Raw genomic sequence first — 14,733 nt, forward strand, 5'->3', positions numbered from 1 at the left:
CGCCCTTTTTCAGCCCTTTTCCCCTTCCAACGGCCGGGCGCAGTACGCCCGGCCCTGCCTTTTCCGAGGAAAACCATGCAACTCACAGGTCAGCTCCTGATCGGCCCGTCGGCCGTCACCGGGCAGAACGGCACCCTCCACGCGCTCGCCGCCGCCACCGGCGAACCGCTCGAACCGGCGTTCGGCGGCGCGAGCCGGCACGATCTCGAAACGGCATGCGCGCTCGCCGACGATGCGTTCGACACGTATCGCGAAACGTCGCTCGAAGCACGCGCCGCGTTCCTCGACGCGATCGGCCGCCACATCATGGCGCTCGGCGACGACCTGATCGAGCGCTGCGTCGTCGAAACCGGGCTGCCGCGCGCACGCATCGAAGGCGAACGCGGCCGCACGGTCGGGCAGCTCGCGCTGTTCGCGTCGCTCGTCCGGGACGGCGGCTTTCTCGACGCGCGGATCGATCCGGCGCGTCCCGAGCGCAAGCCGCTGCCGCGCGTCGACCTGCGCCTGCGCAACGTCGCGCTCGGGCCCGTCGCCGTGTTCGGTGCGTCGAACTTCCCGCTCGCGTTCTCGGTGGCCGGCGGCGACACGGCGTCGGCGCTCGCGGCCGGCTGCCCGGTGATCGTCAAGGCGCATTCCGCGCATCCGGGCACGTCGGAACTCGTCGGCCGCGCGATCCAGCAGGCCGTGCGCGAATGCGGGATGCCGGCCGGCGTGTTCTCGCTGCTGTTCGACGCGTCGCGCGAGATCGGTCAGGCGCTCGTCGCCGATCCGCGCATCAAGGCGGTCGGCTTCACCGGCTCGCGCCGCGGCGGCGTCGCGCTGATGCATATCGCGGCCGCGCGAGCCGAGCCGATTCCCGTCTATGCGGAAATGAGCTCGATCAATCCCGTGCTGCTGTGTCCCGCCGCGCTCGACGCCCGTCACGATACCATCGCAGCGCAGTTCGTCGCGTCGCTCACGCTCGGCGCCGGCCAGTTCTGCACGAATCCAGGCCTCGTGCTCGCGGTGGACGGCCCCGCGCTGCGCGCATTCGAAGCCGCGGCGGCCGATGCCGTGCGTGCCGTCGCCGCGCAGACGATGCTGACACCGGCCATCCACGCGAGCTACGCGCAAGGCGTCGCGGCGCTGCGCGATCACGATGCGGTCGAGCTGCTGGCCGAAGGCGCGGAAGGCGGCCGTCACCAGGCCCGCGCGGCGCTGTTCGCGACGTCCGCCGATGCGTTCGTCGCGCACCGCGAATTACGCGACGAAGTGTTCGGCCCCGCATCGCTGATCGTGCGCTGCCCGGATGCCGGCACGCTGCATCGCGTGCTGAAGTCGCTCGAAGGTCAGTTGACGATCGCCGCGCATCTCGCCGACCGCGACGCCGCGTTGTTCGCCGCGCTGCGCCCGACGCTCGAACGCAAGGCCGGCCGCATTCTCGTCAACGGTTTCGGCACGGGCGTCGAGGTCGGCCACGCGATGGTGCACGGCGGCCCGTTCCCGGCGACGTCCGACACGCGCACGACGTCCGTCGGCGCACGCGCGATCGAGCGCTTCCTGCGCCCCGTGTCGTACCAGGACGTGCCGGACGCGTTGCTGCCGGACGCGATTCGCAGCGGCAATCCGCTGCACGTGCCGCAACGCATCGACGGCGTGCCCGCCCCGCGCGAGGTGAACCATGGCTGAGCGCGCAACCGAAGTCGTCCTGTCGCTCGATGAAGTGCGCGCACTCGCGCTGCGCGTGCTGACGCACAACGGGATGTCGGACGCGCATGCGCACGCCATCGCCAACGTGATCACGCAGGGCCAGCGCGACGAGTGCCATTCGCACGGCGTGTACCGGCTGCTCGTCTGCGTGCGCTCGCTGAAGAAAGGCAAGGTCGATCCGCAAGCCGTGCCGACGCTGCGCCGGCTGTCGTCATCGATCGTCGCGGTCGACGCGCATCGCGGCTTCTCGCTGCTGAGCTTCGAGACCGGGCTGCCCGTCCTCGTCGAGATGGCGAAGCAGCACGGGATCGCCGCGATGGCGATCAACCATTGCTACCACTTCTCCGCGCTGTGGCCCGAGGTCGAGGCGATCGCCGCCGAAGGGCTGGTCGGCATCGCGATGAACCCCAGCCATAGCTGGGTCGCGCCGGAAGGCGGCCGCGAACCGGTGTTCGGCACCAACCCGATCGCGTTCGCGTGGCCGCGCCCGGGCGGCGAGCCGTTCGTGTTCGATTTCGCGACGAGCGCGATCGCGCGCGGCGACATCGAGCTGCACGCGAAACAGGGCAAGGCGATTCCGTCGCACTGGGCGATCGACGCGGATGGCCAGCCGACCACCGATCCGAAAGCCGCGCTGCAGGGCGCGATGCGCACGTTCGGCGGGCACAAGGGCTCGGCGCTCGCGGCGATGGTCGAGCTGCTCGGCGGCGCGCTGATCGGCGACATGACGAGCCGGGAATCGATGGATTTCGACGAAGGCGTCGGCGCGACGCCGTGCCACGGCGAACTCGTGATCGCGTTCGACCCGGAGGTGTTTCTCGGTGACGAGCTCGACGCGGGGCTCGCGCGCGGCGAACGGATGTTCGAATCGATCGTCGCGCAAGGCGCGCGGCTGCCGTCGCAACGGCGCTTCGACGCCCGCGCGCGCAGCATCGCAAACGGCGTGCGGATTCCGAAGGCGCTGTACGACGAGATCCTGACGCTGCTCGATTGACGCGCGATCGAGCCGCACGGCGCGGCTTCACCATCGGCAGAACGGGCGGTGAAGCCGCGCGCCCGTTGCGCCGGCAATGACCTGCGTCGGGCTGCGTGCCGGCGAGCCCGGGCGCGCCGGGCGAGCATGGCCCCTGGCCGGCGCGCCGCTCGCCCGCTCCCGCCGGCGCCACGGGCCCGGCGGCTGTGGGATAATCGCGAAGTTTGCCCAGGGCGCAGCTCAAGAGGTTGTTCGCACGGGCGCGAGAGAGGCCTTTATTCCCGAGCCTCCACCCTTTTCCCGCGATATTTCTTCAGCTTTCACCATGCCCACTTACCGTTCCAAAACCTCCACCGCCGGCCGCAACATGGCAGGTGCGCGCTCGCTGTGGCGTGCCACCGGCATGAAAGACGACGATTTCTCGAAACCGATCATCGCGGTCGTCAACTCGTTCACCCAGTTCGTGCCCGGGCACGTGCACCTGAAGGATCTCGGCCAGCTCGTCGCGCGCGAGATCGAAGCCGCGGGCGGCGTCGCGAAGGAATTCAACACGATCGCGGTCGACGACGGCATCGCGATGGGCCACGACGGCATGCTGTACTCGCTGCCGAGCCGCGACATCATCGCCGACTCGGTCGAATACATGGTGAACGCGCACTGCGCGGACGCGATGGTATGCATCTCGAACTGCGACAAGATCACGCCGGGGATGCTGATGGCCGCGATGCGCCTGAACATTCCGGTGATCTTCGTGTCGGGCGGCCCGATGGAAGCCGGCAAGACGCGCCTCGCGAACCCGGTCACCAAAGCCATCGAACTGAAGAAGCTCGACCTCGTCGACGCGATGGTGATCGCGGCCGACCAGTCGTATTCGGATGCCGACGTCGCCGAAGTCGAACGCTCGGCGTGCCCGACCTGCGGCTCGTGCTCGGGCATGTTCACCGCGAACTCGATGAACTGCCTGACCGAAGCGCTCGGCCTGTCGCTGCCCGGCAACGGCACGGTCGTCGCCACGCACGCCGATCGCGAACAGCTGTTCAAGCGCGCCGGCCGCCGCATCGTCGAACTGACGCGCCAGCACTACGAGCAGGACGACGAACGCGTGCTGCCCCGCTCGGTCGGCTTCAAGGCGTTCGAGAACGCGATGACGCTCGACATCGCGATGGGCGGCTCGACCAACACGATCCTGCACCTGCTCGCGATCGCGCAGGAAGCCGGCATCGACTTCACGATGAAGGACATCGACCGCCTGTCGCGCACCGTGCCGCAGCTGTGCAAGGTCGCGCCGAACACGAACAAGTACCACATCGAGGACGTGCACCGCGCAGGCGGCATCATGGCGATCCTCGGCGAGCTCGAGCGCGCCGGCAAGCTGCACACCGACGTGCCGACCGTCCACGCGCCGACGTTGAAGGACGCGCTCGACCAGTGGGACATCGTCCGCACGCAGGACGAAGCGGTCCGCACGTTCTACCTGGCCGGCCCGGCCGGCATTCCGACGCAGGTCGCGTTCAGCCAAAACACGCGCTGGCCGAGCCTCGACCTCGACCGCGCCGAAGGCTGCATCCGCTCGTACGAGCATGCGTTCTCGAAGGAAGGCGGCCTCGCCGTGCTGACCGGCAACATCGCGCTCGACGGCTGCGTGGTGAAGACGGCCGGCGTCGACGAGAGCATCCTCGTGTTCGAAGGCTCGGCTCACGTGACCGAATCGCAGGACGAAGCGGTCGAGAACATTCTGAACGACAAGGTCAAGGCCGGCGACGTCGTGATCGTGCGCTACGAAGGCCCGAAGGGCGGCCCGGGCATGCAGGAAATGCTCTACCCGACCAGCTACATCAAGTCGAAGGGCCTCGGCAAGGCATGCGCGCTGCTGACGGACGGCCGTTTCTCGGGCGGTACGTCGGGCCTGTCGATCGGCCACTGCTCGCCGGAAGCGGCAGCGGGCGGCGCGATCGGCCTCGTGCGCGACGGCGACCGCATCCGCATCGACATCCCGAACCGCACGATCGACGTGCTGGTGTCGGACGAGGAACTGGCGCGCCGCCGCGAGGAGCAGAACGCGAAGGGCTGGAAGCCCGCCCAGCCGCGTCCGCGCAAGGTGTCCGCGGCGCTGAAGGCATACGCGAAGCTGGTGATGTCGGCCGACAAGGGTGCGGTACGCGACCTGTCCCTGCTCGACGACTGATGCGACGCGCTACAGGCGGCGGGTAGCGGCTTGCCCGCTTCCCGTTCGCCCGATCCGAAAGCCGCTCTTCGGAGCGGCTTTTTTTCGTCCGTTGCCCGGAGAAGCCGCGGCACCGGCGCCCTCAGTGACGGAGTTCGTCGGGGCCACCGCCTGCGCCGCGATTACCGCCGCCATTTCCGCCGCCTTGCGGCCGCGCATAACCGCCGCCCCCCTGCCGCACCGGCGGCGGCATCATGTGGCCCTCGCCGCCCGGCATGGGCGATGACGGGCGCGGCACGGCCGGCGGCGGGCTGGCCGGACGTGCATTACCCACCCCACCCGGCATCGGGGTCGGCGCTGGCGGGCTGGCCGGGCGCGCATTACCCACTCCACCCGGCATCGGTGTCGGTGCAGGAGCAGCCGGTGGCGGCACGCGATTCGCGCCGTTCCAGCCGCCGCGCGTGGCCGATGGCCGCGTGTCATGCACGGGCGGCGGGCCGGCCGGCGCGACCTGCATCGGTGCGCCCGGCCGCGGCCGCCCTTGCCCCGGCGGCATGCCGCCGGGACCGAGCCGCGGCTCCGCACGGCGCGCCCAGCGATCGCGGTCGGGATACCACGGGCGGTGCCGGTAATAGCGGTCCCAGTACGCGCCGATCGCGAATCCGGTCACCGGCACACCGATGATCGCGCCGTACTCGAGCAGCGGCACATAGTTGCCCTGGTACGGATAGTCGAGCAACTGCGCATCGATCCAGCCGCGCACGCCCGGCAGCGCGACGTCGCACCACGTGTAGTCGCTCAGGCAGCCGAATACGTCCAGCGCGGTGCCGGGCGGAATCTGCGCGACCACCGGATAATCGGGCGCCGGCCCCGCAAACAGCTCGGCCGGCGAATTCGTGTAAGCGCTGCTCTGCGCATCGGCGACGCCCGGCACGGCCGCGAGGCCGGCCAGGACGACGCACAGACTTCGGACAATCGTGTTCAACATGATGCTCTCCCGCGCCGCGCCGCCGCGCGCCCGTCAGTGCCGATGGCCGCCGCCCCAGTGGCCGCCACCCCAGTGGCCCCCGCCCCCATGGCCGCCACCCCAATGCCCGCCACCCCACGGACGATGCCAGTACCCGCCGCGCCCGCCCCAGTATCCGCCGCCGCCCCAGCGGCCCCAGAAGCCGATCGTCACGGGCGGCCCGTACCAGCCTGAGTAGTACGCCGGGTAGTAATACGGATACGGCGCCGGCACGTAGGCCGGGGCGACATACACGGGCACCGCCGTGCCGGCGTCGACCTGCGCTTGCGGCACGGTCGACTGGGCCGGGCCAGGCGTGGCCGGTGCAGCCGGAATCTCGCGCTGCGTCACCGTGGCGGGCACGGGTGCGTAATAAGGTGCATAGCCGTACGGGCTCGTGTAGTAGCAGCCGCCAAGCATCAGTGCGGCCAGCGCGACGACGGCCGGCCTCGCGGCGGGAATCGGGTTCATCTCGTACTCCGGCGGAATCCGTGCGCCACCGCCAGGCGGCGCGCGTGACTCTAGCTTACGTCCCCTGCGGATTTCCGCGCGTATGATCGGTTACTTTTTGTTTCCTGCTCCGGCGCGCCGCGCGGGCACGCCGCGTGCTGGCCCGTCCGCGGCGCCGGCGTTGAAGTTGGCGCAAATGCCCTCAACTTGAACGATGTCGGGCTGACCGGCGCGGACGGGCGTCCGCGATCCACCGGCAACCGCAAACCGGCGAGCTTCGGCCCGCCCAGACAGGAACGCGGCTCGCGCCGCCATCGACATGACTACGCCACGCCCCACTCTCCGGGCGGACACACCGCTCGATCCGATCATCCAGTTGCTGGCGCTCGCCGGCGAGCAGGGTTATCTGACGCACGCCGACCTCGTCGACGCGCTGCCGCCCGAAAGCGACAGCCCCGATGCGCTCGACGTCGTACGCGCCGCGCTCGCCGACATCGGCATCGCGGTACTCGACGAGCCGGCCGCGCCCGCACCGTTCGCCGGCGCGGCGCCGGTCGAGGTCGATCGCGACGCGCTCGACGAAGGCAGGGCCATGCTCGGCGACCTCGCACGCGGCACGAGCGCGTCGACCGATCCGCTCGCGCTCTACATGCGGCGCATGCAAGCGGTGCCGCTGCTCACGCGCGAAGGCGAAATCGCGCTCGCCCGCGAAATCGAGACGGGCCGTCATCAGGTATTGCATGCGATCGCCGGCTATCCGCCCGCGGTCGACGTGCTGCTCGAGCGTCATCGCACGACAGGCGCGACCGGGTCGGCCGACGGCGACGACGATACGCCGGCGCCCGCCCGCTACGATGCGCTGCACGCGGCGGTCTCGGCGCTGCGCGGCGCGCTGCATGCGCATGGCAGCCGTTCGGACGAATATCGCGACGCGCGCAACCACGTGGCCGCCCTGCTCGGCTCGCTCGCTTGGGTCGCGCCGGCCGTCGACGACGCAAGCCGTACCGTGCGCGCACTCGCGAGCGCACCGCACGATCCGTCGGCGGTCGATGCAGCGCACTTCGATGCGGTCGCACGGCGCGCGCTCGCGGCGGCGCTGAGCGACGGCCAGCAAAAGGTGCGCGATGCAACGCGCGCGATGCTCGAGGCGAACCTGCGGCTCGTGCTGTCGATCGCGCGCAAGTACCTGAACCGCGGCGTCGACCTGTCCGACCTCGTGCAGGACGGTTGCCTCGGCCTGATGCGCGCGATCGAGAAATTCGAATACCGGCGCGGGTTCAAGTTCTCGACCTATGCGACGTGGTGGATCCGCCAGGCGATCGCACGGGCGGTCGCGGATCGCTCCCGCACGATCCGCGTGCCGGTGCACGTCGGCGACCAGTATCAGCGCGTGCAGCGGCATGTGCTGCGCTTTCGCCAGCGGACGGGCCGTCGGGCCACGCCGGCCGAACTCGCGGCCGAAACCGGCCTCGACGAAGACAAGCTGCGCGCGGTGCTCGCGCTGCCGGCCGAGCCGGTTTCGCTCGACACGCCGCTGCCCGATGCGGATACCGGCCTCGTGGAATTGATCGAGGATCGGGCATCGGCCAGCCCGTTCGAGCAACTGGCCGACACGCGCATGCGCGAATGCGTGCTGTCGCTGCTGCGGTCGGTCACGCCGACCGAGGCCGACGTGCTGCGCCGGCGGTTCGGCCTGGGTGGCGCCGAGCCCGACACCTACGACGCGATCGCGCAGGATGCGGGAATGTCGCGCGAGCGCGTGCGGCAAATCGAGAAACGGGCGCTCGCCGCGCTGCGCACGGCCGCCGAGGCCGAGAACGCGCAGTCGTTTCTCGACGCGTAACCGCATCGCGCGCCGCGCACGGTCGTGCCGAAATGCTGCATGACCGTGCACGGCGCGCCTGTGCTACGTTTGCCATTGACGCACATCAAGTTTTCTTCATCGCGCGTCACGACAATGGTTGAAAGCCGACCGGCGCATCGCTCGTCGCAGCCATTCCGTTTGTGCTTTTCGGGTCCCTCGCCATGCAGTCGACCGTCAGCCAGACGTACGAGGAAAACCAGCCTATCGCGGCCTGCCTGCGCGAGGCCGCGCAACGGCTCGTCGACCAGGGCGCGAATCCGTACCGGGTCGCCGCGTACCGCGCGGCGGCCGACACGGTCGATGCGCTCGACCGCGACGTCCGCACCGTGTTCGAAACCGGCGGCGTCGAGGCGCTCGGCGCGCTGCCCGACGTCGGCGCGGGCGTCGCGCAGGCGATCGCCGAGCTGCTGGTGACCGGCCGCTGGCGCCAGCTCGACCGCCTGCGCGGCGACGCGGAACGCGCGTCCGCATTCGAAGCCGTGCCGGGCATCGGTCACGCGCTCGCGCTGCGCATTCATGACGCGCTGCACATCGATACGCTGGAGGAACTCGAACGCGCGGCCCGCAACGGCCAGCTCGAAACGATCGCGGGCGTCGGCCCGCGGCGCGCGGTCGGCATCCGCGCCGCGCTCGACGACGTGCTGAGCCGCCGCCGACGCTGGCAAGGTCACATGCGAAACGCCGGCCCCGGCACGGAGCCGCCGGTCGAACTGCTGCTTTACATCGATCGCCAGTACCGCAACAAGGCGGCCGCCGGCGTGCTGCCGACGCTCACGCACCGGCGCCCGAACGCGGACGGTTACGTGCCGCCGCCCGTGATGCACATGACCAAGGGCGGCTGGCATTTCACGGCGCTGAGCCAGCAGGCCGCCATGCGCACGCCGGAAGCCGGGCGCCCGACCGACTGGGTGTCGCTCTACTTCTACGACGCCGCGCAGTGCGAGCACCAGCGCACCGTGTTCACCGAAACGTACGGCGCACTCGTCGGCAAGCGAATCGTGCGCGGGCGCGAAATGGAATGCCGCGTGTATTACGCGGGATGAGCAGGCGCGGCTGTTTCGCGGACGCCGAAGCCGGCACGGACGATGTCGCCTCGTCGCATTCGGCACGTCGAACCCGTGACGTCGCCACGTAGCCGTCCTTCCGTCGAACGGCTATCGCGGCGCATCCTGCCTCGCGCGGGCTCGCTGCCTACGCACCTTCCGGCTTCGCGCGGCGCGCCGGATGACGATGCGCGGCAATGCGCAGCAGCTTCTGGAACGACGGGCATTCGAGATGGTTCGCCGCCGGGCATACGGCCGCATGCCGCAGCGCATCGCGCACCGCGCCGAGACGGCGAATCGTGCGGTCGAGCTCGTCGGCCTTGTCATCGAGTTTCGCGCGGTCGATCGCGGGCCGGCCCTCGGTGCCGACCATCGCGAGGATGTCGTCGAGCGAGAAACCGGCCTCGCGGCCGAGCGCGATCAACGCCAGACGCTCCAGCACCGACTCGTCGTATTGCCGCCGCAGCCCATGCCGGCCGATCGGGACGATCAGTCCCTTTTCCTCGTAATAACGCAGCGTCGATGCAGGCAGTCCCGTGCGCCGCGCTACCTCCGCAATGTCCAGTCGGCTCATGCTTGACCTCAAGTTCGCTTGAGGTTGCAAGATAGTCGCTCGACTCCATCAAGACAAGTCCGGCCCCCCCATGAAACCGTTGGCCCCGCGTCGTACTCCGCCGCGCCGCCGCACCATCGCCGTCCGCGGCCGACGTGCGCGACGAGCACGCCCGGCGGCCCGTTCGAACTGCTGTGATCGACGCGGGCGCCACGCTCGCGATGGAGCTGTCGACGCTGTTCCTGCGGCGGGTGCCCGGCATTCCGTCGCTCGACTGCGACGGGCGCGCGTCCGCCGCGGGCCCGCTCGTCAGGCCTTCATCGTCCCGGTGCGCACGTAGCGCTCGTGCCACGACAGCGCTTCGGCCAGCAGATGCGGCGTGTGCTTGCCGAAGCTTTCGCGCGACGCGCGCTCGAAGTAATCCTCGAGCATCGGGCGGTAGTCCGGGTGCGCGCAGGTCGCGATGATCTTGCGCGCGCGCTGCTTCGGCGACAGGCCGCGCAGGTCGGCCAGCCCCTGCTCGGTGACGACCACCGCGACGTCGTGCTCGGTATGGTCGACGTGGCTCGCCATCGGCACGATCCGCGAGATCGCCCCGCCCTTCGCGGTGCTCGCGGACATGAAGCACGACAGATAGCCGTTGCGCGCGAAGTCGCCCGAGCCGCCGATGCCGTTCTGGATCTTCGTGCCCATCACGTGCGTCGAATTCACGTTGCCGTAGATGTCGGCCTCGATCATCCCGTTCATCGCGATGCAACCGAGGCGGCGCACGAGTTCCGGATGGTTGCTGATCTCCTGCGGGCGCAGCACGATCTTCTCGCGGAACGTCGCGATGTCGTCGGCGAAACGCTGCACCGCGGCCGGGCTCAGCGACAGCGCGGTAGCCGACGCGAAGCTCAGCGTGCCGTCGTCGAGCAGGTCGAGCATGCCGTCCTGGATCACCTCGGTGTAGGCCGTCAGGTTCGAGAAGCCGGCCGAACTCAGTTCCGCGAGCACCGCGTTCGTGATGTTGCCGACGCCCGACTGCAGCGGCAGCAGGTTTTCCGGCAGGCGGCCGCGCTTCACTTCGTGGCGCAGGAAGTCGATCAGGTGCAGCGCGATCTGCCTGGAGGTCGCGTCAGGCGCGGTGAACGCATTGCTGCGGTCCGGCGCGTCGGTTTCGACGATCGCGACGATCTTGTCGGCCGGGCAGCGCAGGTACGGCTCGCCGATCCGGTCGTCGCTCTTCGTCAGTGGAATCGGCTTGCGGTGCGGCGGCAGCGCGGTGCCGTAGTAGATGTCGTGCATCCCGTCGAGGCCGAGCGGCTGGCGCGCATTCACTTCGAGGATCACGTGCTTCGCGCGCTCGAGCCAGGTCTTGTTGTTGCCGATCGACGCGGACGGAATCAGCAGCCCGTCCTCGCGGATGCCCGCGACTTCGACGATCGCGACGTCGAGATCGCCGTACAGCCCGAACCATGCGTATTGCGCGACGTGGCTCAGGTGGACGTCCTGGTAATCGACTTCGCCGCCGTTGATCTTGTCGCGCAACGTCGGGTCGGACTGGTACGGCAGCCGCATCGAGATGCCGTCGGTGCGGGCGAGCGCGCCGTCGAGTTCCGGTGCGGTCGACGCGCCCGTCAGCACGTTGATCCGGAAGTCCTCGCCGCGCGCGTGCGCCGCGTCGATATGGGCGGCCAGCGCGGCCGGCACGGCCTTCGGATAGCCCGACCCGGTGAAGCCGCTCATGGCGACGGTCATGCCGGGGCGGATCAGCGCGGCGGCTTCGTCGGCGGTGCGGACGAGCGAACGCAGGGCGGGAGCGAGGATGCGTGATGAAGACATGGCTGGTTATCTGACGCTTTGGTCTGTCGTTGACGTCGCGGGGGGTGTCTCCTGAGCGACGCGAAGCCCTTGGGGCCGCGAGGGGCGGCCCGGCACCACGGGCACGGTCGGAGTATCGCAGAGGCGATCGCCGCGAAATGTCCGCTGGATGCAAAAGATCCTTGCCGGATTTGTCGGGTATCGAACGGTCGTTCCGTGACAGGCGATCGGCCCGCGCGATGCGCGCGAAAGGTACGTGAAAGCACCGGGGCGGAATCGCCGGTTCGCGATCGCCGGCCGTCGCGCATCAATCGACGGATGTCCCTCGACATTGACGGCCTTTGGTTCGGCAACGGACGACACCCGTCCGGCGTGGCCGATTGTCGCCCGCTGCGCTCTTTCCCGGCCTGACGGAGGTCAAGCTCCGGTCCATCGCGCGCCGCCGGCCGGCCGGCGCGAGAAGCGCCGCCGCGCCGGCCCGCGAAGCCCCTGCGGCCTTGACAGCCGCGCGATGCGGACCACACTGGAAAGTGGGTCCGGCCGCCCGGTCGGCGGCCTCGTTCGCCGGCGCGTTTTCGAACCGCCCGATGCCTGCAAGACGCGGTAACACTCCCGCATGTCAGGACATTGATCGAATAAAAAGCAACAAATTACAATTCCGTATATATTTCGCCGATGGACCAAAGAAAAACCGCCACACACCCCGAACCGCCCCTGCCACGCACGTGGGATGCGCGGCTCGCGCGCTCGCTTGTCCGACCGCTCGTCGATACGCCGGTCACCCCGAATCACCTCACCACCCTTCGTCTGCTGATCGGCCTCGCCGGCGCCTGGTGCCTCGCGCACGGCGGCTTCGGCTGGAGCAATGCGGGTGCGTTCCTGATCGTGCTGTCGAACTTCGTCGACCATACCGACGGCGAGCTCGCGCGCATCAGCGGCAAGTCCAGCAAGATCGGTCATTTTTACGACCTCGCGGCCGATGCGCTCGTCACGGTCGCGCTGTTCGTCAGCATGGGCGTCGGCATCGTCGCCCAGGGCGGCCAGATGGCCGCGTCGCCGGTGCTGCTCGGCGCCGTGGCCGGCGCGGCCGTCGCGCTGATCTTCTTCCTGCGCATGCGGATCGAATCGATCGCCGGCAAGGCCGGCACCAAGCAGGCGTTCGCCGGCGGCTTCGAGACCGAGGACGTGCTGTACCTGCTGCCGATCGTGACGCTCGTCGACGGCGTGCAGCCGTTCCTGCTCGCGGCGTCGATCGGCGCCCCGCTGTTCGCCGCCTGGGTCGTGATCGACTGGTGGCGCGTCGTGCGGCGCGGCAACCGCGGCGACCTTTCGCAGAATTCAACCGAAATCCAGGCTTCCAAATGACTCCTAGCACGCGCGACGATTCCGTGCTGAGCCCGGCACGCCCCGCGCCCGTGCGCGCGACGGCGGCCGATCCCGATCGCACCGTGGCCGACTGCGTCGGCCGGCTCGACCTCGAGCGCCTGCGCGGCGACTACACGCGCCAGGGCTCGTTCCTCTATCTCGACGCATTCCTGCCGGCCGACGCGCACGCGAAGCTGGCGGATGCCGCGCGCGCGATGCAGGCCGGCCTGAACCGCAATTACCTGCCCGGCCACAAGCAGGGCGGCAGCGTGAGCCGCCATACGATCGACGAGCAGGCGCCGTACATCGCCGAGCTGTATCGCTCGAAGGCGCTGATCGGCTTCCTCGAGAAAATCACCGGCGACAAGCTGATGCTGTCGCCGGACGACGATCCGCACGCGTACGCGCTCTACTACTACACGAAACCCGGCGACCACATCGGCTGGCACTACGACACGTCGTACTACGACGGCCGCCGCTACACGCTGCTGATCGGCGTGATCGACGAATCGTCGTGCCGGCTCGACTACGAGCTGCATACGCGCAACCCGGACGTGCCCGACGAACCGGGCTCCGTGCAGATCGCCGACGGCGGCATCGTGCTGTTCGACGGCGACAAGCTGCGCCACCGCATCACGCCGCTCGGCCAGAACGAGATGCGCGTGTCGCTCACGTTCGAATACGTGACGAACCCCGGCATGCGGCCGTGGAAGCGCTTCATCTCGAACATGAAGGACGCGATCGCGTATTTCGGTTTCCGCCAGGTCTTCAAGCAGTTGGCGACGCGACGCACGAGCGGGTCATGACACGCGCGGGCCTCATCCTGCTGTCCCTCGGGACCGCACTCTTCATCGCCCTGCTGGCCTGGCAAGGCGTCGGCGCGGTGGCGTCCACGTTCCTCGCGGCCGGCTGGGGCCTCGCGCTCGTCGCGGCGTTCCACGTCGTGCCGCTCGTGATCGACGCGGTAGCCATTACGGTCATGTTCCGCCGCGGGCAGCCGGGCGCCGAACTCGGCAATGCGCTGCGCGCGCGCTGGGTCGGCGAATCGGTGAACAGCCTGCTGCCCGCCGGGCAGATCGGCGGCCCCGTGCTGATGGTGCGCCACCTCGCGCAGCGCGGCACGCGGATGGCCGACGCGGCCGCCGCCGTGACCGTCGGCACGACGATGCAGGCGCTCTCGCAGATGGCCTTCGCGCTGATCGGCATCGCCGCGTTCAGCCTGTATGCGACGCACGAGTCGGTCGCGCACCTGCGCACGCCCGCACTGATCGCCACCGGCGTGCTCGGCGCGCTCGCGGTGATGTTCTATCTGGCGCAGCGGCGCGGCCTGTTCGGCCGCGGCCTGCGCCTCGCGTCGAAGCTGCTCGGCCCGCGCGACTGGTCGTCGCTCGCCACGCGCGCCGACGCGATCGACGGCGCCGTCGGCGCGCTGTACCGCGATCGCGCGAAAGTCGCGAAGACCTTCGCGTTGAGTCTCGTCGGCTGGATCGTCGGCACCGCGGAAGTGTGGCTCGCGCTGCACTTCCTCGGGCATCCGGTGAGCTGGCTCGACGCGCTGCTGCTGGAAAGCGTCGGCCAGGCGATTCGCGGCGCGGCCTTCGCGATCCCGGGCTCGCTCGGCGCGCAGGAAGGCGGCTACCTGCTGCTCGCGCCGCTGGTCGGCTTGCCGCCCGACGCGGCGCTCGCGCTGTCGCTCGCGAAGCGTGCGCGCGAACTCGCGCTCGGTCTGCCCGGCCTGCTCTATCTGCATTTCAGTGAAAGAAACTGGCAGCGGCGCCGTGCGCCGCAGCCGCTCGCCGACTGATCGTTCAGATCGCCGGCTT

The 14,733-nt window shown here is 69.7% G+C and carries 12 protein-coding genes; 8 read left to right on the forward strand and 4 right to left on the reverse strand.

The window, feature by feature from the left end:
• Window positions 1–75: 75 nt before the first annotated feature.
• The 3 genes from C5F75_RS24265 (at window position 76) to ilvD (ending at window position 4,847) form a co-directional block, all read left to right on the forward strand.
• Complete coding sequence (locus C5F75_RS24265) at window positions 76–1,668, forward strand: aldehyde dehydrogenase (NADP(+)) (RefSeq protein ID WP_104012834.1); 1,593 nt, start codon at window positions 76–78, stop codon at window positions 1,666–1,668.
• Complete coding sequence (locus C5F75_RS24270; RefSeq protein ID WP_104012835.1) at window positions 1,661–2,683, forward strand: Ldh family oxidoreductase; 1,023 nt, start codon at window positions 1,661–1,663, stop codon at window positions 2,681–2,683. Before C5F75_RS24265 ends, C5F75_RS24270 begins: the two co-directional genes overlap by 8 nt.
• Before the next feature lie 304 nt (window positions 2,684–2,987).
• The gene (gene ilvD, locus C5F75_RS24275) at window positions 2,988–4,847 is read left to right on the forward strand and encodes a dihydroxy-acid dehydratase (RefSeq protein WP_059582328.1); all 1,860 of its coding nucleotides are present in this window, start codon (window positions 2,988–2,990) and stop codon (window positions 4,845–4,847) included.
• Between the two features lie 121 nt (window positions 4,848–4,968).
• Here ilvD and C5F75_RS24280 read toward each other — a convergent pair whose 3' ends face one another.
• Window positions 4,969–5,814, reverse strand: coding sequence for an SH3 domain-containing protein (locus tag C5F75_RS24280; protein WP_059582331.1), 846 nt, complete (start codon window positions 5,812–5,814; stop codon window positions 4,969–4,971).
• Between the two features lie 33 nt (window positions 5,815–5,847).
• Entirely contained in the window at window positions 5,848–6,303 is a 456-nt protein-coding gene (locus C5F75_RS24285) for a hypothetical protein (protein ID WP_059582334.1), read from the reverse strand.
• 298 nt (window positions 6,304–6,601) lie between these two features.
• Between C5F75_RS24285 and C5F75_RS24290 the strand changes: the two genes are divergently transcribed.
• Window positions 6,602–8,125: a sigma-70 family RNA polymerase sigma factor gene (locus C5F75_RS24290; protein ID WP_059582337.1), complete on the forward strand. Its 1,524-nt coding sequence runs from the start codon at window positions 6,602–6,604 to the stop codon at window positions 8,123–8,125.
• 182 nt (window positions 8,126–8,307) lie between these two features.
• The gene (locus tag C5F75_RS24295) at window positions 8,308–9,189 is read left to right on the forward strand and encodes a helix-hairpin-helix domain-containing protein (RefSeq protein WP_059582339.1); all 882 of its coding nucleotides are present in this window, start codon (window positions 8,308–8,310) and stop codon (window positions 9,187–9,189) included.
• 148 nt (window positions 9,190–9,337) lie between these two features.
• On the opposite strand, the gene C5F75_RS24300 is transcribed toward C5F75_RS24295, so the two are convergent.
• Both C5F75_RS24300 and C5F75_RS24305 read right to left on the reverse strand, forming a co-directional pair.
• Window positions 9,338–9,763, reverse strand: coding sequence for a helix-turn-helix domain-containing protein (locus C5F75_RS24300; protein WP_059582342.1), 426 nt, complete (start codon window positions 9,761–9,763; stop codon window positions 9,338–9,340).
• 288 nt (window positions 9,764–10,051) lie between these two features.
• Window positions 10,052–11,566, reverse strand: coding sequence for an acetyl-CoA hydrolase/transferase family protein (locus C5F75_RS24305; RefSeq protein ID WP_059582345.1), 1,515 nt, complete (start codon window positions 11,564–11,566; stop codon window positions 10,052–10,054).
• Window positions 11,567–12,220: 654 nt separating this feature from the next.
• Between C5F75_RS24305 and C5F75_RS24315 the strand changes: the two genes are divergently transcribed.
• Genes C5F75_RS24315 through C5F75_RS24325 form a run of 3 tightly spaced genes read left to right on the forward strand, consistent with a single transcriptional unit; the run spans window position 12,221 to window position 14,714 of the window.
• Window positions 12,221–12,910, forward strand: a complete 690-nt coding sequence (locus C5F75_RS24315; protein WP_059582348.1) for a CDP-alcohol phosphatidyltransferase family protein — start codon at window positions 12,221–12,223, stop codon at window positions 12,908–12,910.
• Window positions 12,907–13,716, forward strand: a complete 810-nt coding sequence (locus C5F75_RS24320) for a HalD/BesD family halogenase (protein WP_099317334.1) — start codon at window positions 12,907–12,909, stop codon at window positions 13,714–13,716. Before C5F75_RS24315 ends, C5F75_RS24320 begins: the two co-directional genes overlap by 4 nt.
• Window positions 13,713–14,714 (forward strand): HpnL family protein, encoded by a 1,002-nt coding sequence (locus C5F75_RS24325; RefSeq protein ID WP_059582352.1) that lies wholly within the window; start codon window positions 13,713–13,715, stop codon window positions 14,712–14,714. Before C5F75_RS24320 ends, C5F75_RS24325 begins: the two co-directional genes overlap by 4 nt.
• Window positions 14,715–14,733: the final 19 nt, after the last annotated feature.

This window comes from Burkholderia anthinoferrum, from assembly GCF_002925705.1.
Lineage (GTDB): Bacteria > Pseudomonadota > Gammaproteobacteria > Burkholderiales > Burkholderiaceae > Burkholderia > Burkholderia semiarida.

Excerpts from the sequence above, each read along its gene's own strand:
- C5F75_RS24265 (WP_104012834.1), top strand. The coding sequence starts at position 76 with ATGCAACTCACAGGTCAGCTCCTGATCGGCCCGTCGGCCGTCACCGGG.
- C5F75_RS24270 (WP_104012835.1), top strand. The coding sequence starts at position 1,661 with ATGGCTGAGCGCGCAACCGAAGTCGTCCTGTCGCTCGATGAAGTGCGC.
- ilvD (WP_059582328.1), top strand. The coding sequence starts at position 2,988 with ATGCCCACTTACCGTTCCAAAACCTCCACCGCCGGCCGCAACATGGCA.
- C5F75_RS24280 (WP_059582331.1), bottom strand. The coding sequence starts at position 5,814 with ATGTTGAACACGATTGTCCGAAGTCTGTGCGTCGTCCTGGCCGGCCTC.
- C5F75_RS24285 (WP_059582334.1), bottom strand. The coding sequence starts at position 6,303 with ATGAACCCGATTCCCGCCGCGAGGCCGGCCGTCGTCGCGCTGGCCGCA.
- C5F75_RS24290 (WP_059582337.1), top strand. The coding sequence starts at position 6,602 with ATGACTACGCCACGCCCCACTCTCCGGGCGGACACACCGCTCGATCCG.
- C5F75_RS24295 (WP_059582339.1), top strand. The coding sequence starts at position 8,308 with ATGCAGTCGACCGTCAGCCAGACGTACGAGGAAAACCAGCCTATCGCG.
- C5F75_RS24300 (WP_059582342.1), bottom strand. The coding sequence starts at position 9,763 with ATGAGCCGACTGGACATTGCGGAGGTAGCGCGGCGCACGGGACTGCCT.
- C5F75_RS24305 (WP_059582345.1), bottom strand. The coding sequence starts at position 11,566 with ATGTCTTCATCACGCATCCTCGCTCCCGCCCTGCGTTCGCTCGTCCGC.
- C5F75_RS24315 (WP_059582348.1), top strand. The coding sequence starts at position 12,221 with ATGGACCAAAGAAAAACCGCCACACACCCCGAACCGCCCCTGCCACGC.
- C5F75_RS24320 (WP_099317334.1), top strand. The coding sequence starts at position 12,907 with ATGACTCCTAGCACGCGCGACGATTCCGTGCTGAGCCCGGCACGCCCC.
- C5F75_RS24325 (WP_059582352.1), top strand. The coding sequence starts at position 13,713 with ATGACACGCGCGGGCCTCATCCTGCTGTCCCTCGGGACCGCACTCTTC.